Below are 22,752 nucleotides of genomic sequence, written 5' to 3' on the forward strand. Positions count from 1 at the left end.
ACCCTCCTTCAACGGGACTTTTCGCGCAGCGATACCGCGACAGCCGCAAGGATGATCAAGCCGCGCACGATCATCTGGTCGGAGACGGACAGGCCCATCAGGATGAGCCCGTTGTTCAGCATGCCCATCATCAGCGAGCCGACCAGCGCACCGACGATCGAGCCCTTGCCGCCGTTGAGCAGGGTGCCGCCGACGATGACGGCCGCTATCACCGTCATAAGGTCGGTTTCGCCGAGCGTATATTTCGCGGCCTGCAGGCGGCCGGCATAGAGCAACCCCGCAAGGCCTGCGAGGCCGCCACTTATTGTCAGAACGGCCAATCGTATCTGCGCCACGCTTATCCCGGAGACATTGGCCGCACGGCTGTTGTCACCGGTGGCCAGCACATGAGCGCCGAAGCGTGTCTCTCGAAAGATGAGATGTCCGATCGCCACGGCAATGACCGTCCACCAGATCAGCGACGGAACTCCCAGCAGGGAACCCGAGCCGAAAAAGCCGGTGAAGGCATCGTTGGTGACCGGGATCGACCGCAAATCGGTCATCGAGCGAGATACGCCGGCGAACAGACCGAGCGTCGCCAGCGTTACCAGAAATGAAGGCAACTTGACGTAAGCCACCAGGGCGCCATTGAGCAGGCCGATCAGGATGCCGGCGCCGAGGCCGGCCAGCACGCCGGCTAACATGCCGTAGGCGTTGATCGCCACCGCGGCAGCAAGGGCAGCCACGGCCACGATGGAACCGATCGAGAGATCGATCTCGCCTGCCGACATGACAAAGACAAGGCCGATCGCCATGATCGTCACAGGCGCCGTCTGCAGCACGATGTTCGACAGGTTACGGACGGTCAGGAAACCGCTATCCTTCAGTACGATTGCGAAGAACAGAAAGATTGCCAGAAATCCGAGATAGACGACATATTGCTGCAGGTTGAAGCGGCTGACCAAGCTCGCTGCCCGGCCGGGGCTGGTGTTGACACTGGTCATTCTGACTTCCTCCGGCAGGGCGGCTTTCTCTGCCGCTATTTTATGGCGGCCGCGATGGTCGCGGGCACGTCCTTATTGAGAGACCGCTTCCACCCGTCCTTCACAGTGTCCTTGGTGACGGCGAGGGAATCGACCACGATGAAAGGCGCGGCATTCTTGCCGATCAACGAGGCGGCGGTGGCGCGCGCCAGCGTCACGCCGATGTCGTAGGCTTCGTCTGCGATGAGTGCGGCAACGTTGCCGCCTTTCACCATATCCAGTGCCGCCGGTTCGTTCAGGTCGAGCGTGACGATCTTGGTGTGGCTGTTGCCGGCCGCTCGCAATGTGGACAGGACGCTAAGCGCCGGCTCAGCCCAGGTGACGTAGATACCGTCGAGGTCTGGATGCTGCGTGATCATCGCCTGCGCGATTTCCTCGCTGCGCGCCGGATCGGCCATTCCGGCCTCGGCCACGATCTTCATGTCGGGATAGTCCTGCTCGATCGTGCGCTTGAATGCTCCGTCGCGCTGGTTGGTGACGTAGAAATCGGCATCGTGAAAGATGTAGCCGACCTCGCCTTTTTTGCCGAGCGCCTCGGCCATTGCGATGCCGGCCTTGTTGCCCATCTGGAAAAGGTCGTCCGAAACGATGGTCACATAGTCCTTGTCGTGAACGTAGCCGGCCGGCGAGTTGTCGACGAATCCCAATTTCACGCCGGCCTGGCGCGCCGGATCATAGACCGTAGCTGCACTTGCCGGATCGACCGGGAGGGACAGGATGATCGATGGCTTCTTGGCGAGCACCGTCTCGACATCGGATTTCTGCCGGGATGCATCGAAACCAGCGTCGGTCTGCGCCACCACCGTGATGCCGAGCCGCTTGAACTCGTCCTCCGCACCGCTGTTCACCGCGTTGGTGTATTCGCTCATCTCATGCCAGACCAGTGCGGCGGTATATTTGCCGTCCTTGATCTGCTGCTCCTCGCGGGGCGTCAGCACCACGCTGCGTGCCGGTGTCGGCTTTTCCCCGTTCGGTCCCGTGGTGGCGCCGTCGGCTGCGAAGGCATTGACGACGACGAGTGCGATCAGCGCCGACAAGATTCCAATTGTTGTGCGCATGTCAGTTCCCCTTGTTTCCACAGCTGTGGCCAGCCCGAATTGACCGCCGGGCATTCGCCTGTCACTTGGCCGCGTCGAGCACCGATTGCGGCGCGTCGCGGTTCAACGAGTCCTTCCAGCCCTGCGCAACGTTCTGCTTGGTCACGGTAAGCGCTGGGGCAACGACGAAGGCCGGCGTCTCCTGGCCGAGCAGCGCCTTGACGCCGACGGCGGCCATGGCGCGACCGAGCTCATAAGCTTTGTCGGCGACCAGTGCGGTCACATTGCCGCCCTTGACCATATCGAGTGCCACCGGCTCGGCGAGGTCTAGCGTAACGATCTTGGTCTTGGTGTTGCCGCTTGCTCGCAAGGCCGACAGCACGCCGTCGGCCGGTTCGGCCCAGGTGACGTATATGCCGTCCAGATCGGGATGCTGCACAAGCATGGCGCTGGCCAGCTCTTCTGCCCGCGCCGGATCGGAGATCCCTTGCTCGGCGACGATCTTGATGCCGGGATAATCCTTCTCGATGGTCGTTTTGAAAGCCTGGTCGCGCTGGTTCGTCACATAGTAGCTGGCATCGTGGAAGATGTAGCCGACCTTGCCCTTGCCATCGAGCGCCTTGGCCAGCGCGTCGGCCGCCTGTTTGCCCATTTGGAACAGATCGTCGGTGACGATAGCGGCGTAGTCGGTTCCATGCTTGTAGCCCTTCGGCAAATTGGAAAGGAATACCAGCTTGGTGCCGTCGGTGAGCGCCTGACGGAACGCCTCGGCCGACGTAACCGGGTCGAGGGGCAGCGACAGCATTACGTTTGGCTTGGCTGCGAGCGCCGTTTCGATGTCGCTGCGCTGCCGCGCCGCGTCAAAGCCGGCGTCGGTGGTCACGACGATCTGAATGCCAGCACGGGCAAATTCATCCTTGGCGCCGGCGCTGACCGCATTGGTGAAGTCGGACGAGGTGTGCCACAGCAGCGCGGCCTTGTAGCCCTTCTCCTTCACTGCGGCCAGATCTGTGTCCGACAGAGTAACCTCGGCGCTGGGCGTCGCCGTCTCGCCGCTTGGGCCCACTGTCTGTGCGCCAGCACTGCCGGCCATTAGCATCAGGCTGCCTGTAAGCGCAGCAGCAAGAAATCTGTCTATCAGCATGGTCGTTCTCCCAGTTTCGCTCTCAGTTTCTAGTTCATTCCGTAATGCCGCAATAATCCACAATGAAGCGGGCAAAGCCGACGACTCCGGCCAGATATTCCTCGACATCGACGTGTTCGTCGAAGGTGTGACAGTTACGAATATCACCCGGCGCGCAGTAGACGGCGGGAATGCCGAGGCGGTTGGTGAAGAAGGACGCTTCTGACCAAAATGGCGCGCCTTCGATGGCGCCGCGACCAGCCATCGATCGGGCCATGGCAGCAGCCAGGGCTCCAACCTCGGGCATGTCAGGTGCAATCTCGGCGGCACTTCCGCCGAGCGGATGATCGCGGCCCGCTGGATAGGCAAACGCCACGGCAATTTCAGGATCGGTGATGGCGTCGCGCACGGCAGCCTCGATTTCGGCGGCTGCCTCGTCCAGCGACTCGCCGGGCAATAGCTTGCGGATTAGCGACAGAGTGCAGCGTTCAGGCACCGCGATGTAGCCGCCGCCCTCAAGGCCGGTGATCAGCAGGAAGCCGCGCCCAATCAGCGGATGCTCCGCACGTGTTGCAACATCTTCCGAATGCTTCCACAGCGCGCTCATGACGGCGTGGCTTGCGCGCAGCGCATCCTTGCCAAGCTCGGGTACGCCGAAATAGGCCGACCGCCCAGTGATCGTGATGTCGGTAATGAAGAAGCCGATCTGCGCCGGATAGATGGAAAGGCGAGTGGGCTCGACGTAGACCACGAAGTCGGGCGCCACGACCTCGCCTTTCTCGATCCGGCCGACGAAGTCCTTGATGCCGGCGGAGATGCCGGTTCCGGGCTGGCCGCTTTCCTCGTCGCCGACGAAGGCATAGGCAACGTCGCTGGCCAGCCGGATGCCGGCACTGTCGAGTAGGGAAAGGGCCGCCAGCGCGGCGCAGATGCCGGCCTTGAGGTCGCCGGCGCCGCGGCCCCAGATCTGTCCGTCGACGATTGGCGCGGCAAACGGATCCTGTTTGGCAGTGCCAGCCCAATGGTCGTGCCAGCCCTCGACATGAACCGTGTCGGTGTGACCGATGAACAGCAGCCGCTTGCCGGCGCTGGTGCCTTTCCGCTCGCCCCAGATGTTAGGCCTGCCCGGCGCGAATTCCGCACGCCGGATTTCGCTCATCCCAAGCGCGCGCATGCGTTCCTCGAGCAAGGCGACAAAGTTTGCCTCGTTACCGGTTATGCTTTCGCGGCCGATCGCGGCGCGCAGAAGCTCCACCGCCACATCCCGATCAAGCGCGGCGCGCAGGCGCGTGGTGATGTCTGAGGCCGTCATAGCGCAGCCTCGCGCAGCACGCCCGAATTGGCCGGGGGAAGCGAAATGCGTCCGTTTGGCGCTTCGACGCCGAACAGAGTGTTGTGCAGCTGACCAAGCCCGATGGCGGCCGCCCCGATGAGCGCGGCGCGCGAGCCGAGCTCGCTCGCTTCAACGGCGATAGGGTAAGGGAAGCAGCGTGGCAACAGCTCCCTGACGTGCAACAGGATTTCCGGCCGCAGCCCAATCGAGCCCCCCAGGATCACCTTCTGCGGATTGGCGATTGCGGCTAAGGCCACAATGCCTTGCGCCAGATAGCACGCGGTTTCGTCGAGCACCGTGGCGGCGTGGGTATCTCCGGCCAATGCATTATCGAAAATCGTCGGCACATTGACGCTGTTGCCGGTCAGCGCCGCATAGCGCTCAACCATCGCGTTGGCAGCCACAACCCGCTCGAAGGCGCCGGTGCGCTGCGATGTTGGCGCGAACGGATCGGCGCCGATTGGCAGGAATCCCATCTCGCCGGCTGCATTGCTGGCGCCGCGCACCAGGTTGCCTCCGACCATGAGGCCGCTGCCGACGCCGGTACCCAGCGCTATAAAGGCTAGATTGTCGATACCGCGGCCGCATCCCTGCCAGTTTTCCCCAAGGACCGCCAGGTTGACGTCGTTCTCGATCATCACGTGAAATCCGAATGCTCGTTCGAACGCGCGAACGACATTCATCGTGTCAAAGTCGGCGATGTTCGGGGCAAGCAAGATGCGACCAGTCTCCTCGTCGGGTACGCCGGGAACACCGATCACGGCCAGCCGTATCTTTGTGCGGGGAATCCGGTGCCGCTGGGCGGCCTGAATCGCTAGATCGACGATCTGGTCGACGACGTACTGGCCGCCCCTACGATCTGTTGGAGCCGTCTCCTCCGCAAATATCTGGCAGGCGAGATCGGTGAGAGCGACCCGGACCTTGGTGCCGCCGAGGTCGACCGCCGCGATGTAGGCAGCATCGAATACGAGCTCGTAGGTTACGGCAGTCCGCCCGACATGTCCGCTTGTGCGTCCGGTCTCTTGGACCCACCCTTCCTGCTCAAGTGTCCTGACGATCTCGGAGATTGTCTGCTTGGACAAGCCGGTCTGCTTGGCGATTGACGCGCGCGAGATCGGCCCACCTTGCACTATCGCCTCCATGACGGAGCGCTGCGAGAATTGACGAGAGATGCGCGGGACGTCGTTCAAGAGCAACTCCGATTAATTCGTTCTGTGACCGAACTTAATCGTCATTCCAGATGGCAGTCAACCAGCAAATGCGCCTCTGCGTGCAAATCACTGCCATGCATGAGGCGGTCCCACACACCTGCTTTCCGCCATCGAACGAAGCGATTGTAGCAGGTGGTGCGTGGGCCGTATCGCCCCCTGGAAGATCGCGGCATGGCGCACCCGATCGCAGCACCCAGAAGATGCCGTCTGCCCGCTGTGCCTGGACGGTGATCGTGCCGAAGAAAACCGGTGCTGCAGCGAACGTTCCTCGTAATATTGCGTTTAACCATGAAAGACGACGATTCGCCCAAAGCATGCAAAAGGGCCCATCGGCTCTCGCGTCGCGATGCAAGGCCAGGACTTACGCCAGATCAGTTTGTGAAAAGTCATTGCCCTTGTAAAGCAGGGCAAGCCGGTGAGCCTTCGCGCAAGCGTAGGCAAAACAATCGCCGAAATTGAGATCGGCTTTGTGCCCGACTGCTTTGCCGTATTTCATGCTGGCTTCGATCGCCCGGTCGCCGATGTCGCCGGATATCATGATTTCCTTGCCGGCGATCTCGATCAAAAAGGCGTCGACGGTATCACGGGCTTGCGCCAGCATGTCGGCCGTGGGCTTGGCGTTCTTTTTGATGGCTTCGGCCGATGCTCGCGCGAGACCCTGGACTGCCTCGAACCGGACGAGCGGGGAGATATACAGCGGCTTGGTCGCGGCCGCGAGCCGCTTTTCCAGTTCTTCCGCGCCAGGTTCCTCGTTCAGGATGGCAACGATCACCGAGGCATCGACGAACATCAGTCGTCGCTCCACATTTGGTCGGTGAATTTCTTCATATCGAAATCAGGGTTGGCCGGCCCGATCCGCCGCGCCATTTCCTTGACTTTGGCAAGTCTCTCGCGCAGCGGGACGCTGCCGCGGTTGCGCTCGATCTCATGGCGCAAGGCGGTTCTGACGGCCTCGGTCTTGCTGCGCGCGTTGGTAATCTGCTGCAGCTCGACGGCCATGGCATCGACGTCGGGATCGCGAATGAAGAGCGGCATTTGTATATCCTCTGAGTGACATATGTATATCATATCGCAGATATACTGGCCAGCGAATTCGCGAGCGGCGGTTTTGATAAGGAGGGGAGGGAGGAATGCAGCTCGCGAAAATCCGTCGGAAGGTTCGGTTCTGGTGCTCAGTCCTTGGAATTGCTCGGCGTCTGAAACACGTCGCTGCGGCCATGTCACTGTCAACGCCCACATGCCCAAGGCGCATCGGCGCTACGTACGCCGACGCCTGCGCATCCCAACATCCGCGGCGACCGATTGATGTCGATAGACCGCCCACGCGCCCGACGAGGCCAGCGCCAGCTGCATCGATTGCGTCAGGTTCATAACGGCCATAATCCCGGCCCAGCGAACTCTCTCGTTAGGGCAGCTCGGCGAGTGCTACGGCTGGATGCTCTTGGGAACATCCCGAGCGCATGATCCAGCGGCGAGGATAAACAATCTGAACCACGCGCTGCCTCCACATGATGGCGCCGGCGAACTCAACGAAGCCGTGCTGCCATTCGTGGTGAACTGGATAACACGGCCTATCTTCTCGCTCGAAAATTCGGCGGCCTCGACAATCATTGCCGGGTTACCTCGACGGATCTCTTCGCCGTCTATCCGCGTCTCATCGGCTGTCGCGCTGATCCGGATTGACAGCCACCCGCAATTAAAGGGCCGTTTGATGACACCTAGGCCTCCCCAGCAGTATTAGTTCACAAAGCAGGTCGGCACCCCTGCCATCCGCTGGATCCGGTCAGCGTGTGCTTCGGGTTCGGGGTGCAAGATCAGGCGGTGCCATTTGCACGGATGGCGGCGAACCAACCACCACGGCAGGGGCGCCAGATTGCTCACCACGTTGGCTCTCTACTTCGCGGCTCATTCATGGTGCAGCTCCGGAACGGTGAAAACCGGCACTTCGCCCTTGAAACCCTGGAGCTCAAAGGCGCCCGCTTGGACGACCGGCATCGATGCTCCTTTCGCAAAACCGGGACCAAGCACCAGGGGGATGCCCAGCTTCTTGGTCGTCGACTCGAGCCGTGCCGTGCGGTTCACCGGCGAGCCGATCGCGGTGTAATCGAAACGCCGTTCGGAGCCGAAATTGCCTACCGAGCAAATCCCCGTCTCGATGGCGACGCCGATTGCGATAGACGGATGGCCGTCCGCGCTGAAGGCGGCGTCTTCGCGCTTCACCCGCTCGATCAGGGCAAGGCCCGCGTCGAGCGCGCGCTCGCGATGATCGGGCTGATCAAGCGGTGCGTTCCAGAAGGCCAGCACCGCATCGCCCATGAACTTGTCGATGGTGCCGTCGCGCTTGAGGATCTCATCGGTCGCAATGCCGAGGAAGTGGTTGACCACCTTTGCGATCTCTTGGGTATCGAGTTGTTCGCTCATCGTCGTGAAGCCGCGTATGTCGCTGAGCAGGATTGTGATCTCGCGCTTCTCGCCGGACAGGATCGCTTCGGTGTCCGAGCTTGCGAGGCGCTGCACCACGGAGGGCGACAGATATTGAGAGAACTGCCGTGCCAGGGTGGACCGGCGCTGCTCGCTGCGCCTGTAGAGGACATAGCCTTCGAAGCCCGTAACCAGGATCGTCGCAAGCGCCGGCTGCAGCGGGTCATAGAGTGCACCCTGCAGGCTGTATTCGAGAGCGCCGAACACGAACGGCGTGACGGCCAGCAGCGCCAGAGCGAGGGCGCCAAGCACGACACGTCCGGCGAGCACTCCGGAAAGCCCGATGAAAACGACGCCACTGAGGACAAACCAGAGCCGCTCGAGCGTACGTGCGTGCGTTGGCTCTGCAAGATAGCGCCCGGCAAGCATCTGGCCGATAGCATCGGCGTGGATGTCCGCGCCTGGGCACGCTGAACGCGTCGGGGTGGGTAGATACTGCGTCAGTCCCACGGCCGACAGATCGACAATGGCGATGGCGTCCCGCAGCCGCGGATCACTGTCGCCCGAAAGGATAGTGCTGGCGGATATATGGGGTGTATCCGTGATGGTTTCCCAAAGGCGGATGCTCCCCTCCGGCTCGAGCGGCACAATGGCGCCAGCCATCCTGAGTGCATTAAACCCTGCGGCATTCAGGCGGGCTATGTAGCCGTCCTGCCCGGCATAAAGGCGCAGGAGTTCGAGCGCGAAGGACGGCCAGAGCTGCACGCCTTGAGCGGTGTTGCGAAGCCAGAGCAGCGGCACATGGCGCAGTACGCCGTCTGGATCGGGCAATGTGCGAATTACGCCGAGGCCCGCGGCGGCGTTCGAGAATTCGGCAAGCGAGCCGGTCAGGCCGGTGAAGCCGGGAAGTGTGTCGGGTACTTGCCCGACGATCGACCAGCCGGCTTTGGGCTCTGCTTCTGAAACCGTCGCCTCGTTGCCCAGGCTGACGGCAATCGCCGTTCGATTTTTCGCCAGCGCCGTTGCCAGGCGCTTGTCTCCGGCGATGCCCTCAGGCGAGGTGTCGGCCTCGGGCAGCACCAGCGCAAGCCCGATCACCGCGGCGCCGGATTCGGTGATGCCATCGACCAGATCGGCCAAGAGGCCACGGTTCCAAGGCCATCGCCCATGTGCCTGGAGGCTGGCGTCGTCTATCGAGACGATCACGACAGGATTGCTCGTCGCCTGGCGTGGGGCGAGAAACTGGTAGAAGTCGTAGGTGCGTTCGCGCAGGCGCGACAGCGGCCCGTCGAAAGCCAAATGGCAAGCGAGCAGCAGGAGCACGACCGCAAGACCGGATATTTTGCGCCTGGCAGCTTGCCGCCAATCAGCCCAGCGCCAACCGGCCAATAGGCTCATGTCGCGCTGCCGGGCCTAATTGCAGTAGTAGGAGCAGCCGTCGCCCTCGCCATCCCCCTCGCCATAATCATCCACGCCGCCGCCCACAGGTGGCGTTGGGCTGTCGGGGAACTCCATGACCACTCCTGGCAATGCCCCGTCGGTGGAATCGCAGACTTTGAGCGAACCGCCGAGTGCCGACGCACAAATCGCGCTTACGTCCAATCCCGGACCCGGTGCGCCTGGCAGGCCGGTGCCGGCTATCCGGTCGATGCTGTCCAATATCGGGAAGGTGTCGATTCCGCCGTAGCCGGTCAGCAGCTTGCCATTTTCCGACGTGCAGGCGAAGCCCGGGTTTGTGATGACCAGCCGTTTGCCATTTATCGTGCAGGTCATGCGGCCGGCGCGCAGTATGCCGACGGTCTGGCCGGCTGCCACCAGCACTTCGATGATGCCGCCTCTGGCCCCGAGCACCATGTGCGGCGTCGCAATCTGCATGACGCCGCCTTTCGAAACCTGGCCGCCATAGAAACGGGCCAGGCCGCTATTCATCCCGATGTCGATCTTTCCCGACCCGGAGCCCGGATTGTAGACGAATTCATCGATCGTCAGGCTGGTGTTCGGACCAATCTTGGCGCTCGATTCGTCCCGGAACACCAGCATTCCAAGACCAGTGGGATTGCTGCGCAGCTGGTCGCCGAGTTCGACGCCGGCACCGACGTTCATTGTCCCGCCGTTGTTGCGGACGATGTTGGTCTGGTAGGCCGTCATCGACCCGACCGTTTCAGCGGCGGATGGTGCCGCAAAGGCAAGGCAGGCGACAAAAATGGCGATCTGACGGTACGGGGTCCTCATCGCGGCCTCTTTCAATTGAGCGTCAACGTGTAGCTCATGAGCATTTCGAACGATTTTCGGTCGCGGCTGGCGATGTCGAAGTTGGTTTCGCGATAGGCGAGATCGACGCTGATCTTCTGCGACTCCGTCAGCTGAAAATCGCTTTCCGAGGCAATGCGCCAGAAGTCGCTCTTGATACTTGTGCCGATGCCGATGGACAGATCGGGAGCGTCGCTATGTCCGGCCGAGAAAGCGACCTGATGCGACCATGCGAAAAGATCCGGTACGTTCATCAACAGGCCGCCATAGCGGACCTCGCCCGTGTAGCTGCGGCCGATTTCAGATCCGGAGGCGAAGTCATTCGAGCCGACAAAGCGCAGTCCGAGCGCCTGGCCATTGCGGAAGCGGTAGCTGCCGCCTGCCTCATAGAAAAGCCTGCTATCGGCGAAAATGCCTTGCGAGGCGCCTAGATCGATGTAGCCGCCACCGGCGAAGAGCGTCGTCTCGACCGTCGGGCGCACAAGAAAGCGCCCACTGACGCCGATGCCGGTTTCCTGGATATCGCTGTCGAAGCGATCCGTAACTGTGAACGCGGAAAGCAGCAGGCGCAGCGAATCGATCCCACTGTTGGGTAATCCCTTGTCCCAGGTGATCGCGGCGTTGCCGTGGATGAAGGTCTCCTTGCCACCCGGAACCGACAGGTCTGGCGTGAAAAAGCGCTGTGTCGCCGTCAATGACCCCGAAAGAACGAGAGCGTCGGCACTTGGCGTGCCGAGGTCCCATCGGACAAAGCCTTCCGCCCGCCCATAGGGCGAGACGAAGCTGTCGTCGTCCTGCGCCCCGCCGGGCTCAAAATCGGTAAATGCGCTGAACACGCCGCCAGTCAGGGCGAGTTCCCAGGTGACGCCACGCAACGCGCGCTCGATGCGGGCGAGCAGGCGAACAGCTTCCTGCTGCTCACTTGCCGACAAGCCACCGACTTCGATGCCGTACTGCACCTGCCGGCGGGCCAATTCATAGGAGCCGACATGATAGTACAACCGGCTGGCCGCCAGCCGGGCGCGCGCATCGCGGGGATATTTGATCAGATACTGCTCGATTGAGGAGATCGCCTGATCGTACTGCCCGGCGTTGACGGCAACCGTGACGAACTGGGCGAGCGTTCCGTTGTCGGCCGGACTGGCGATGCGGGCCGAAAACGCATCGTCATAGGCCGTAAAAAGACCTTGTGCGCCGGCCGGCAATACGCCGGTACAAAGCAGCGCCGCAGCGAAGCTGAAGATCGTCCGAAACGAAGATTGCATGCCGAGAACCCACCCCAAACCCGACCAGTGCAAAGGACTTAGCACGACCAAAAGAAAAAAAGCGACTGAACTTTGACGAAATCGTCCGAGTTTTCAACAGCTGTTGCAGCCGCGCAACAAACCATCGGAGTTATTCGTATTGCGGCTGCGCTGGTTGTAAAAAATCTTCTCACCGTTGCAGTAACAATTGCAGTATTCGGCACGATAGGCAACTAACTCAAATCATCACCAGTCGTGGATTGCACGGCCGACAAGATTAATATTGTTTTGCGCGATCCTGCGCGTATCTGGTCACCAAATGAGCCATCACGGTCACGCCACGGCTCATCCAAAGGTCTTCCGTGGCACTGCGCAAGCGATCGGAGAGCTGCCTCGAGGTGCTTCTCACCACGTCTACGCGACGCGGCATTGCTCTTGCTATTTCGTTGAACGCGACGAGGTCAGCTTATAGGAACCTATCTCTCCATGATGCGTCACCAGACGCGCCTTGCTACAGCACGAGCATGGTGGCCAGCCCCAGCATCAGTCCCATGCCTACGATATCGGTCACGGTGGTGAGAAAGATCGCCGAAGCGACTGCCGGATCGGCGCCGACCCGCCGCAGCCCTAACGGGATCAGCACGCCGGAGATTCCAGACATGAGGCAAGATCCGGACATTGCGAGCAGGATCACAAGTGCCAGCATGGGCGCCTGGGCTGCCGACTCCGGTTGCCGCGAGGCGTAGAACCACATCGCCGCAGCCGCCACAAGACCGACGAGCACGCCGTTGGCGATCCCGAGGGCGCCCTCCCTCATCACCAGGTGCAGCTTCGGCCGTTTGTCCACATCGCCCAGGGCAAGGCCACGGAGCGTCATAGCCAGTGCCTGGCAGCCGGTGTTTCCGCTCTGCCCGGCCAAGACCGGGAGGAACGCTGCCAAGGCGACGATCTTCTCGATCGTGCCTGTGAACGAACTGACCACGAAAGCGGCCATGAAGGCCGTCAGCAGGTTCAGCTGCAGCCACGGATGACGCTTCAGGAAGGCTGAAATCAGCGGCGTGAAAGAACGCTCCTCCTTCTGGACACCCACCATCTGGCCAGACTGGGCGGAAATCTCGATGATTTGCTGCTCGAACAGCCGCCAGCCGCGAACCTGCCCGAGCAGCCGGTTCTCCGCGTCCACCACGGGATACACCGGATAGTGGCGGCGTACCGCCGCCTTGCAGGCTTCGCTCAAAGACATACTGACGGGAAGGGCGAACGGTTTCGGCAGCATGATCTGATCCACGGTTGCGTCCGGTTCGCTCAGCATCAGATCGCGCAGGACTACGAGGCCAACCAGTTTGTCGCCCTCGTCGGTGACATAGAGATAAGTGAGCTCGGTCGGCACCTGAGTGCGTCTGACGGCGTCCACTGCGGCGGCGACCGCCGTACCGACAGGAACGCTGCCGGGGATCGGGTCCATCAGCTCGACGAGCGACTCCGGGATCGCGATGCCATCGCTATGAGCCTTGATAGGCCTCATATGCGGCGGCAAATGCTCCACCACCTTCCGGGCGTGCCTATCCGGCAACAACTTTAGTGCGTCCTGGATGAGCTCGGGAGACTCACGGGCAAGCAATTCAGCCGCGTCATCAGGTGCTCGAGCACGCAGCGTGCGCACCAGCTTCTGAACGTCGTTCTCTTCCTTCATCTGTTCCCCCGAATTGCGAGTGTCTTGCCTCTGACGGTATGACACGAATCTGATCGCTCTGCCCTGGCGCAGTGCCCAAGCGGCTCGATCCGGGAATCTTCGCCTTCCCCAGGCGCCGAGTAGACCGTACCCAGACAAATCTGAGCCACTGCGGGGTGCATACAGGCGGGCTGTAACCTCTGCGTGTCGCCGAGAATTCAACGTGTTGCGAACTTCACCGATCTTTTCCTGGGCTCCTGCGAGCACGCCGCACCGATGAAACGCAAAACCCGGAAATTCTGCAGAGGCCTCCGGCGTTCGAATTGATTTGCCTCATCCGGCACATCTTGCCAGTTCCACCAGCTATCGACGCCATGGCGGGTTAAGATCTGCGACTGGTTGCACAGAAGGATGTGGAGCACGAGCTCCTTCGAGGGCGATTTATGACTGTCTTGCACCAAGGCAAAAACTTCGGCAAGTTCGTTGCGTCTTGGGAGAGGGCCAACAACAATGAAATTATCTTGCATTTGCATGATGCCGCTCGCGGCAATGGTGATTTGCGCAAACTCGTTCGTTCCAACCGCCGCCCACGCCAACTCGGTTGCCTTCGATCATGGATATCGGATGGCGGCTTATTTGTTTTGCTCTCAATCGATCTATGACGACAGACGTTTTGGCGACTTTCTTGTTGAGGATAGGAAGTATGACAAAACTAAAGAGTACAATCGTGGCGTTGCCGCTCTGAAAGCCGCGCTCAAAGCCACCCATCCTAGGAAAGTGTGCTTCGATGCCGCTCGCGCCAGCGGCTGGTGGACCGACCGCTGACGGCTTACCATATAACTCCAGCCTCATCGAACTCGGCCTTTTGTTGGTTGCTTATCTGCACGCTTGATTCTGCGTCTCCCAACGGCACGAGGAAATTACGGTGACAGCGCATTATTTCTTCGCCGCCTGCCTCATTTGTGGTTTTGACGGGCTTTGCCGATTTGTCTGCGAAGCCCTCAGTCAGGGAGCATCGCAAGTCAGGACGTCGGTGACACCGCAGTGGTCGACGAGGAGCTAGGCGTCTTGGTAAGAGTTCACTGTCACCGTAATTCTTGTAATTCCTGGTAATTCTAGCGCGCCTGCATGCGGTACATCCAAGCGTAGGTTACGCGCTCCTGGCCCTTCTTGGCTACGGCCATAATAATTCCCGCCATATGGATTGGCCCCAAGGCAGACATCTACCGGTAACTATCTGGGTCCTTGGCCTTCGCGGCCTGGCAATCAACCTTACTCAGAGCAGCCTTGCGGTAAGCGCCTTCAAACACGCGGATAGCCCTCTCGAATTTAGCCGGATTAGGCGCCAAATGTTTATCTCGCCCGTCATACAAATGGATGGAGACAGCCATCATGGCTTTTCCACTTTCGCTTGGTCTCAGCGCCGGGCACCTTTTCAATACGCCATAGATGTTACCTGAAATTGCTGCAGCCCGATGCAATTTGCCATCTGCCAAACGTGCTAAGTAATTGATGTTTTGCTTCTCTCCCGGCCCGGCTGAAGCAGTCGATATTGTGAAGCAGATTGCTACGGATGAACGTTATCAAAATGCGGCTCAAACGTTTCCCCTCTTCTTGCAGGCAACTCGCCCTACTAATCACCCCTTATCACAAGCTAACCGAGAAGCTTTGCCGCATGCAACAACGCCTGGAGATGAGACTTGTTGAGAGCGTCGGCTTTCCTTGTGCGATCGTCCGCTTAACTGAGGGTGACGAGGTGACGGTCCATTCTGTCGAGGCGCTCAATGAAGTGCTCGGCAAAGGGCCGGACACGTCGGCTCTGCGTCAGAAAGTTGAAGCTGATTTCGCCTTGCATCAGGCACGCTGGGATGCAGCTGCCGAGCAAACCGGCTACAACGCCGCGCTCATGGCCGAGCGCGAGGCTGGCAACCGGACGAAGGATCTTCTGGCAGCCCTCTCGACCACCCCCGCTACGACTCTTGGGGGTGTGGCGGGCAAGCTTGATGCCTTATTGCGGGAGGGCGAAACGTGGGAGGAATGCTCCGAGTTCCCCTGGCCGCAGATCCGCTCAGCACTCGGCGATCTGATGCACATTGCCCGGCAGACGACGCCTGGATAGCCCCCTCACGGGGAACTGCGTCCCAAGCTCTCTGGGCGCCAAGCTGGCAACTGTGTCCGCAACTGAAAGACAAAGTGACGGTGAGATATGAATATGTATCCACCAACTTGCTGTCTCAGGAGAACCTTCAACTTCCAGGCAAACATCGTTCTCAGCATTGCCGACGGCCTAAAAACGTCAGCCCGAAGTGGGCGTCCACCTGCTTGGAAAATCGGGTGCTTGAACAAAGGCGGAGCGGCGGACCGGCTCGAGTTGAAGGTCCGCCGTTCCGGGTTGTTCAGATCACAAGGAACGAACCTGCTGCAAGCGACAGACCTGGAGAGAGAGTGGCGAACTGTATTTGAGCTGCGCCACCGATCCCGTCGCTGTCGAAAGAGAGCGCTCCGGTTGAGCTGTTGTAGATGATATGGTCGGAGCCGTCATGGGCGGACGTGCCAGCAAAGAAAGCATCGGATGAAAGGCCGCCCAACTTAAGCCCGGCAAAAACCGCGTCATCGAGCTGGATCTTGTCCTGGAGCTTGTTGAAGTCGGTGATCCTGTCGATATTGCCGGCTCCAAGAGCACTATTGAACACGAAAGCATCATTGCCTCCGTTGCCGGTCAAGATGTCGGCACCGCTACCACCATTAATGATGTTCGCGCCAGCATTGCCCTGAACCGTCTGAGCAAAGCCATTGCCGGCGAGATTGATCGCTGTCGTGCCAGACGGGTTGCTGGTGGCGAGGACCTCAATCTGCGAGCCAGATGAGAGCGCATGGCTCACCGAAGCGAGCACTTTGTCTGTGCCGCCCCCCACCGCCTCGTACATCCTGTCGCCAGCATTGTCGACATAATAGGTGTCGTTGCCACCATAGCCGACCATCATGTCAGCGCCGGCGCCGCCGTTGATGACATTGGCGCCGGCATTGCCCGCGATGATCTGGGCGAACTCGTTGCCGGTGAGGTTGATTGCCGTCGTCCTGGTCGAATCAGTGGTGGCGAGAGCCTCAATCTGCGAGCCGGCCGAAAGTGCATGGCTCACCGAAGCGAGCACTTTGTCTGTGCCGCCCCCCACCGCCTCGTACATCCTGTCGCCAGCATTGTCGACATAATAGGTGTCGTTGCCGCCATAGCCGACCATCATGTCAGCGCCGGCGCCGCCGTTGATGACATTGGCGCCGGCATTGCCCGCGATGATCTGGGCGAACTCGTTGCCGGTGAGGTTGATTGCCGTCGTCCTGGTCGAGTCAGTGGTAGCGAGAACCTCAATCTGTGAGCCGGCTGAAAGTGCATGGCTCACTGAGGCGAGCACTTTATCCCCTCCTCCGCCCAACGCCTCAATCACCTTGTCGCCGGCATTGTCAACATAGTAGCTGTCGTTGCCACCATTGCCGACCATCGTGTCGGCGCCATCGAGGCCGTTGATGACATTGGCGCCGGCATTGCCCTGAATGCTCTGGGCGAACTCGTTGCCTGTAAGATTGATGGCCGTCGTGCCGTACGGATTGCTGGTGGCGAGAAGCTCGATTTCCGACCCGGCCGAAAGGACGTGACTTACGGAGGCGAGTGCTTTGTCGGTGCCGCCGCCCGCCGCCTCAATCTCCTTATCGCGGATGTCATCGACATAATAAGTGTCATTGCCGCCATAGCCGATCATTGTGTGGCCGCCGGCTCCGTGAAACACATCGTCGCCGCTGGTGCCATACAAGGTGTCGCTTGTGTCGACGGGAGGCGGAGTGGTCCCCGTCGTTGAGAGGTTGTGTTGCCGGAAAACGGCCTGCAGTTCCGAAGAGCTCTCCAACGCTGTGTCGCCTCGCTGCGAACCCCAGGCGTATGCGTAGTCGAAGGCGGGTGACGGAACCAGCTTGGCCCAGTGCTCCATCATGATTTCCATCTGGGCGGCGGTGGGCACCACATATTTGCCACCCATGTCGGTGTTATACTCGCCACCTCCAAACGCCTGGTAGCCCGGAACGATCTGGCTCGTCGGGATGCCCGATGCCTGAGCGGCGGCGACGAATTTGTCGATCATGTTGTAGTCGACCGGGCCATCCGTGCGGACGGGATAGACATCTATGCCGTAGTAATCGATACCCGTATTGGGGGGATTGTACGTGCCCCTAAAATCCGGATTCGCCGACGTCCCCAGGCTCATCATTGTGATGTAGGTCTTGGCGCCTGGAAAATGCTCATGGATCCAGTCGGATTCTGCCTTCAGATTCGCGGCAGAGGCGTAGGTACCCCATTGGCCGGTGGGATCCGGCTCGTCAACCAGGAAGAACCCAAATACGTTCGGATTGCCGAGGAAAGGCGTAACCTTGTCGATAAAGGATTGGGTTACGCCGTTGGCCTCGTCGAGGTAGACCAAGCCTTTCATGCCCTCTGGCAGCTCGTTGACCTGGTCAACATATTGCACGCTAGCCAGATTGAATCCGGCTTTTGCAATGTCCGTGCCGGACCCGCCCGACGTGTAATGGAGAGTCGCCATCCATAATCCCTCATTTTGATTCGATAGCGCCCCGCGGATGTCTGCCTACTAGAAGGTGTATATTAGCGCCAAATCACATACCTGCACGCCCTGATAGAATGGTTGATCGCTAGCAGGGGTGCCACACTGCCGCGAAAATTATACTATTAAGATAGCCGGGCACTGCGGGATAAATAAATTCTGTTTCAGAAGAGTGCCAATGTATCGCCTCAGATATAAGCTAAGATATTCCTATATTCTATTCTCCCTCACAATGATAAGAAAATCTACATGAACATTCATTAAGAAAATATAATTTTTTTACAAAGTTAATTGAACAGTAAAAATAAAAGAACAGCTTTATGCGATAGCAACTCTAAAATGGCGTCAGAAAAAATATGTATTATTATGATAGTCACAAGATATAATGTATAACACAAGATCTCTGCCAGGCAAGTCGCCCGTCCTCCCAGCATGCATTTGATTGCAGGCCAATAGAGTCGCCGCTAAGCTAACATGTTAGCTGGACCATGTTCTCTGCCCGGCGACACCAATTTGTTGTGGATAGCTATTGGGCGCGTGCCAGCTCACGACCAAGTCACTCGCAAAATGACATTGCGGCCGCCGGAGATGTCACGTCTAGATTCGGTCCTGGCTGGACGGCGGGTTCTGCCAGGGACTGTTGTGACGGAGATGCAGCTCAACCAAAATATCATAGCGCCTGGCCACCATCAGATTGAACCCGGCATGTCGGCGATCGCAGCGCAGATGGAAAAGTCTGGGGGCAACTCGAAGCGAAGCGCCCCCCCCCTCAAGGGCTTGCGGCCTATCCGGAACGGGTCGACGTAGTTATTGGCCCGAAACGCCTGCTAGTTGCGAGGGGCTGAAAAAAATCCTCATCGGCGAGGACGTCTCCGAACGGCTTGATGTATGTCTGCAGGAACAGATCGGCGCAGTCCCCGGACACTCCTTAAGCCGCTCGTCTAACAAGCGAATTAGCACAGCCAATGGCTACCAGGGCGCATGTGATGCCTACGCAGTCAGCCGCCCAATCAAATCCATCGAGATCGCGCCCTATTAAGGTCGTACCCTGAAGGATTTCAATCGCGGCACCAACTAAAGCGAGAAAGATTGTCAAACTCATTTTGCGTTCCGGCCAACCGAGGCTCCCAACAACCATCAGTGCCGCGAAAGCGATACCGTGATTAAGTTTGTCATAATGGAAGCCAATATCGAAGCCGAACTCCTTGAGACGGAGAGATGGCAGAAGTGCAAGCAGCATAACGGCAATCAGGGTGACGAAAAGGGCTACTTTTTCAGCGATTGGGTGTAATCTCATTCTGCTCCGACGTGTTATTGGCAGGCTGAACGCTGCTAGGTAAAGCCGGCACCGAGGTCGAACCGGCTCCGCATGACGCAAGGCGAGGTGATACCTTCCCCGCCACGATCGCATCCGCTTGTCCAAAATCAACCAAGCGTCCATGCGAGCCGCCACATTCGTCTTCAAAAATTGCAATACTTGACACGACTTGCCGTCTATTTTTCGTGCGCGCAAAATTAATTTCGTTGTCAAAAGCTGACCATGTGAAATTGGCTGGGGCGCCAGGATTCGAACCTGGGAATGTCGGTACCAAAAACCGATGCCTTACCACTTGGCGACGCCCCATCAGGCGGGACGTGCCCGCTGCGCGCGGCCTTATAAGACGAGCCGAGGGAAAGCTCAACGACGAAGATGCACGGCGAAGATACAAAGATATCCCCATTGCTCCTTTATGCACGACCGAACCATTGTCTCTAGCCCACAATACGTCGCGTTTGTACGATGCCCGGCCATTCGCCTTAGCCTGCCACTTCCTACCGCTTACAGCCCGGCACCACGAATCGCTTTAAGATAATGCCGCCCTGTCCCAGCGTTCCGCCCATCGCTGCCATAATCGAACTTTCCGGTCAGTTCTGTCTGTTTGTTCTCGTTATGTGCTGTGGCAGGTACGCCCGAGAACCCGGTCTTCTGGGCATCAATATCGCTTAATCGATTGTAGAGGGCCGCCGGCTTGGTCGATGCCTTGCCTTTCGCACTGCACCACCATATCGCTCGATTTGCCAGTACTTCCAGCTCCTGCAAACCGGGGATCAAGCATGACCAAGTGGGTCTACACCTTTGGCGACGGCGCCGCGGAAGGCCGTGCCGGCGACCGCAATCTGCTCGGCGGCAAGGGCGCCAACCTTGCCGAAATGTGCAGCCTGGGCCTGCCGGTGCCACCGGGCTTCACCATCACCACCGAGGTCTGCAACGCCTATTACGCCAATGGCCACACCTATCCGGCCTCGCTGGAAGCGGATGTTGCGGTCGCGCTTGACCACATCGGCCGGCTGACCGGGCGCCGCTTCGGCGATCCCTCGAAACTGCTTTTGGTGTCAGTGCGCTCCGGCGCCCGCGCTTCCATGCCCGGCATGATGGACACCGTGCTCAATCTCGGCCTCAACGATGAGTCGGTCGAAGCACTGGCCGCCGATTCAGGCGATCCGCGCTTCGCCTATGACAGCTACCGCCGTTTCATCCAGATGTATTCCGACGTCGTTATGGGCCTCGACCATGAGGTGTTCGAGGAAATCCTCGAAGACCAGAAGGGCGGGCTTGGCCATGAGCTCGACACCGAGCTGACAGCCATCGAATGGCAAGGGGTGATTGCGCTCTATAAGGCGAAGGTCGAGGAGGAGCTCGGCAACCCGTTTCCGCAGGATCCGCATGAGCAGCTCTGGGGTGCAATCGGCGCGGTGTTTTCCAGCTGGATGAACAACCGTGCGATCACCTACCGGCGCCTGCACGACATTCCCGAAAGCTGGGGCACGGCGGTCAACGTCCAGGCCATGGTCTTCGGCAATATGGGCGATACCTCGGCCACCGGCGTTGCCTTCACGCGTAATCCGTCGACCGGCGAAAAGCAGCTCTATGGCGAGTTCCTTGTCAATGCGCAGGGCGAGGATGTCGTTGCCGGCATCCGCACGCCGCAGAACATCACCGAGGCGGCGCGCATTGCCGCCGGCTCCGACAAGCCGTCGCTGCAGAAACTGATGCCGGACGCCTTCCAGGCTTTCGTCAGTATCTCCGACCGCCTGGAAAAACATTACCGCGACATGCAGGATCTCGAATTCACTATCGAGCGCGGCAAATTGTGGATGCTGCAGACCAGGTCCGGCAAGCGAACCGCCAAGGCGGCGCTGAAGATTGCCGTCGACATGGCCAGGAATGGACTGATTTCGAAGGAAGAGGCCGTCGCCCGCATCGATCCGGCCTCGCTCGACCAGTTGCTGCATCCGACAATCGATCCAAAAGCGGCGCGCGACATTATCGGCGTCGGCCTTCCGGCCTCCCCGGGCGCTGCGACCGGCGAGATCGTGTTTTCCTCGAACGACGCCGAGGAAGCCAAGACGCAAGGCCGCAAGGCGATCCTGGTCCGCATCGAGACCAGCCCCGAAGACATCCATGGCATGCATGCGGCCGAAGGCATCCTAACGACGCGCGGCGGCATGACCAGCCACGCCGCCGTGGTGGCGCGCGGCATGGGCAAGCCTTGCGTATCAGGAGCCGGCTCGCTGCGCGTCGACTACAACGCCGGCACGCTGATGGCGATGGGCGCGACCTTCCGCAAGGGCGACATCATCACCATCGACGGCGGCAACGGCCAGGTGCTGAAAGGCGCGGTACCGATGCTGCAGCCGGAACTCTCGGGCGATTTCGCCGCCATCATGGAATGGGCCGACGGCGCGCGCCGCATGAAGGTGCGCACCAACGCCGAGACGCCGCTCGACGCGCGCATGGCGCGCTCCTTTGGCGCCGAAGGCATCGGCCTTTGCCGCACCGAACACATGTTCTTCGACGGCGACCGCATCATTGCCATGCGCGAGATGATCCTGGCCGATACGGAAAAGGACCGGCGAACGGCGCTGGCCAAGCTGTTGCCGATGCAGCGCTCGGATTTCCTCGAACTGTTCGAGATCATGGCCGGGCTGCCGGTGACGATCCGCCTGCTCGATCCGCCGCTGCATGAATTCCTGCCCAAAACGGAGGAGGAGGTGGCCGAGGTCGCCGCCGCCATGAACGTATCGCCGGACAAGCTCCGGCGGCGCACCGAAGCGCTGCACGAGTTCAATCCGATGCTCGGCCATCGCGGCTGCCGGCTTGCCGTCTCCTATCCCGAAATCGCCGAGATGCAAGCGCGCGCTATTTTCGAGGCCGCTGTCGAGGCCGGCAGGAAGGCCGGCGCACTGGTCGTTCCAGAGATCATGGTGCCGCTGGTCGGGCTGGTGAAGGAGCTCGACTTCGTCAAGGCACGCATCGACGCCGTGGCCAAAAGCGTGATGGAGGAGAGCGGCGTCAGGATCGGTTATCTGACCGGCACAATGATCGAACTGCCGCGCGCCGCGATCCGCGCCCACGTCATCGCCGAGGCTGCCGAATTCTTCTCCTTCGGCACTAACGATTTGACCCAGACCACCTTCGGTATCTCGCGCGACGATGCGGCTTCGTTCCTCGAGACCTACCGGCAAAAAGGCATCATCGAGCAGGATCCATTCGTATCGCTCGACATAGAGGGCGTCGGCGAACTGGTGCGGATGGCGGCCGAAAAGGGCAGGGCGACGCGGCCCGATCTCAAGCTCGGTATTTGCGGCGAGCATGGCGGCGACCCGGCCTCGATCCATTTCTGCGAGAAGGTCGGCCTCGACTACGTCTCGTGCTCGCCCTACCGCGTGCCGATCGCCAGGCTGGCCGCCGCGCAAGCGGCGGTGCAAGCCGCGAAAGCCGGAGCGTGAATAGATCCCGACCTAAGATTCCTCCTCGCAGCAAGCAAGGTTGATGTTTTTGACCCGCCGTG

The 22,752-nt window shown here is 60.1% G+C and carries 18 protein-coding genes, 1 tRNA gene and 1 pseudogene; 3 read left to right on the plus strand and 17 right to left on the minus strand.

Annotated features, from left to right (window positions below; all coding sequences use genetic code 11):
- Nucleotides 1-8: 8 nt before the first annotated feature.
- The 13 genes and pseudogenes from NKH43_RS26315 to NKH43_RS26375 form a co-directional block, all read right to left on the minus strand.
- Nucleotides 9-983 (minus strand): ABC transporter permease, encoded by a 975-nt coding sequence (locus tag NKH43_RS26315; RefSeq protein WP_352860596.1) that lies wholly within the window; start codon nt 981-983, stop codon nt 9-11.
- Nucleotides 984-1,018: 35 nt separating this feature from the next.
- A complete protein-coding gene (locus tag NKH43_RS26320; RefSeq protein WP_352860597.1) occupies nt 1,019-2,080 on the minus strand; it encodes a substrate-binding domain-containing protein in 1,062 nt (353 codons plus the stop codon).
- Nucleotides 2,081-2,141: 61 nt separating this feature from the next.
- The gene (locus tag NKH43_RS26325) at nt 2,142-3,203 is read right to left on the minus strand and encodes a substrate-binding domain-containing protein (RefSeq protein ID WP_352860598.1); all 1,062 of its coding nucleotides are present in this window, start codon (nt 3,201-3,203) and stop codon (nt 2,142-2,144) included.
- Between the two features lie 34 nt (nt 3,204-3,237).
- The gene (locus NKH43_RS26330; protein WP_352860600.1) at nt 3,238-4,494 is read right to left on the minus strand and encodes a M20 family metallopeptidase; all 1,257 of its coding nucleotides are present in this window, start codon (nt 4,492-4,494) and stop codon (nt 3,238-3,240) included.
- Nucleotides 4,491-5,705, minus strand: a complete 1,215-nt coding sequence (locus tag NKH43_RS26335; protein WP_352860602.1) for an ROK family transcriptional regulator — start codon at nt 5,703-5,705, stop codon at nt 4,491-4,493. The genes NKH43_RS26330 and NKH43_RS26335 overlap by 4 nt, the downstream gene beginning before the upstream one ends.
- A 98-nt stretch (nt 5,706-5,803) precedes the next feature.
- Nucleotides 5,804-5,934: pseudogene (locus tag NKH43_RS26340) on the minus strand (transposase); the annotation flags it as partial.
- 153 nt (nt 5,935-6,087) lie between these two features.
- Entirely contained in the window at nt 6,088-6,516 is a 429-nt protein-coding gene (locus NKH43_RS26345) for a type II toxin-antitoxin system VapC family toxin (RefSeq protein WP_352451707.1), read from the minus strand.
- Nucleotides 6,516-6,761 (minus strand): type II toxin-antitoxin system VapB family antitoxin, encoded by a 246-nt coding sequence (locus tag NKH43_RS26350; RefSeq protein ID WP_023722247.1) that lies wholly within the window; start codon nt 6,759-6,761, stop codon nt 6,516-6,518. Before NKH43_RS26350 ends, NKH43_RS26345 begins: the two co-directional genes overlap by 1 nt.
- An 870-nt stretch (nt 6,762-7,631) precedes the next feature.
- Entirely contained in the window at nt 7,632-9,545 is a 1,914-nt protein-coding gene (locus NKH43_RS26355) for a CHASE2 domain-containing protein (protein ID WP_352860604.1), read from the minus strand.
- A 15-nt stretch (nt 9,546-9,560) separates the two neighbouring features.
- A complete protein-coding gene (locus NKH43_RS26360) occupies nt 9,561-10,379 on the minus strand; it encodes a FecR family protein (protein WP_352860605.1) in 819 nt (272 codons plus the stop codon).
- 11 nt (nt 10,380-10,390) lie between these two features.
- The gene (locus NKH43_RS26365) at nt 10,391-11,662 is read right to left on the minus strand and encodes a tetratricopeptide repeat protein (protein ID WP_352860607.1); all 1,272 of its coding nucleotides are present in this window, start codon (nt 11,660-11,662) and stop codon (nt 10,391-10,393) included.
- A 490-nt stretch (nt 11,663-12,152) separates the two neighbouring features.
- A complete protein-coding gene (locus NKH43_RS26370) occupies nt 12,153-13,334 on the minus strand; it encodes a magnesium transporter (RefSeq protein ID WP_352860608.1) in 1,182 nt (393 codons plus the stop codon).
- Nucleotides 13,335-13,531: 197 nt separating this feature from the next.
- Nucleotides 13,532-13,909, minus strand: a complete 378-nt coding sequence (locus tag NKH43_RS26375) for a hypothetical protein (protein WP_352860610.1) — start codon at nt 13,907-13,909, stop codon at nt 13,532-13,534.
- A 28-nt stretch (nt 13,910-13,937) separates the two neighbouring features.
- Here NKH43_RS26375 and NKH43_RS26380 point away from each other — a divergent pair, with 28 nt between their 5' ends.
- Together NKH43_RS26380 and NKH43_RS26385 are read left to right on the plus strand one after the other, a co-directional pair.
- Nucleotides 13,938-14,138: a hypothetical protein gene (locus NKH43_RS26380; RefSeq protein WP_352860612.1), complete on the plus strand. Its 201-nt coding sequence runs from the start codon at nt 13,938-13,940 to the stop codon at nt 14,136-14,138.
- A gap of 748 nt (nt 14,139-14,886) precedes the next feature.
- Complete coding sequence (locus tag NKH43_RS26385) at nt 14,887-15,432, plus strand: hypothetical protein (RefSeq protein ID WP_352860614.1); 546 nt, start codon at nt 14,887-14,889, stop codon at nt 15,430-15,432.
- Between the two features lie 277 nt (nt 15,433-15,709).
- Here the strand turns inward: NKH43_RS26385 and NKH43_RS26390 are convergent, their stop codons facing one another.
- The 4 genes from NKH43_RS26390 to NKH43_RS26405 form a co-directional block, all read right to left on the minus strand.
- Nucleotides 15,710-17,779, minus strand: coding sequence for a calcium-binding protein (locus NKH43_RS26390; RefSeq protein ID WP_352860616.1), 2,070 nt, complete (start codon nt 17,777-17,779; stop codon nt 15,710-15,712).
- Between the two features lie 1,069 nt (nt 17,780-18,848).
- Complete coding sequence (locus NKH43_RS26395) at nt 18,849-19,217, minus strand: VanZ family protein (RefSeq protein WP_352860618.1); 369 nt, start codon at nt 19,215-19,217, stop codon at nt 18,849-18,851.
- Between the two features lie 252 nt (nt 19,218-19,469).
- Nucleotides 19,470-19,544, minus strand: a tRNA-Gln gene (locus tag NKH43_RS26400).
- Nucleotides 19,545-19,739: 195 nt separating this feature from the next.
- Nucleotides 19,740-20,000: a hypothetical protein gene (locus NKH43_RS26405; RefSeq protein ID WP_352860620.1), complete on the minus strand. Its 261-nt coding sequence runs from the start codon at nt 19,998-20,000 to the stop codon at nt 19,740-19,742.
- A 14-nt stretch (nt 20,001-20,014) separates the two neighbouring features.
- Here NKH43_RS26405 and ppdK point away from each other — a divergent pair, with 14 nt between their 5' ends.
- Nucleotides 20,015-22,690 carry a pyruvate, phosphate dikinase gene (gene ppdK, locus NKH43_RS26410; RefSeq protein ID WP_352860622.1) on the plus strand — a complete coding sequence of 892 codons (2,676 nt, stop codon included), beginning with the start codon at nt 20,015-20,017 and terminating at the stop codon, nt 22,688-22,690.
- The last annotated feature ends 62 nt before the right edge of the window (nt 22,691-22,752 follow it).

The sequence above is a fragment of the Mesorhizobium sp. M1163 genome (assembly GCF_040318415.1).
In the GTDB taxonomy this organism is placed as follows: Bacteria; Pseudomonadota; Alphaproteobacteria; order Rhizobiales; family Rhizobiaceae; genus Mesorhizobium.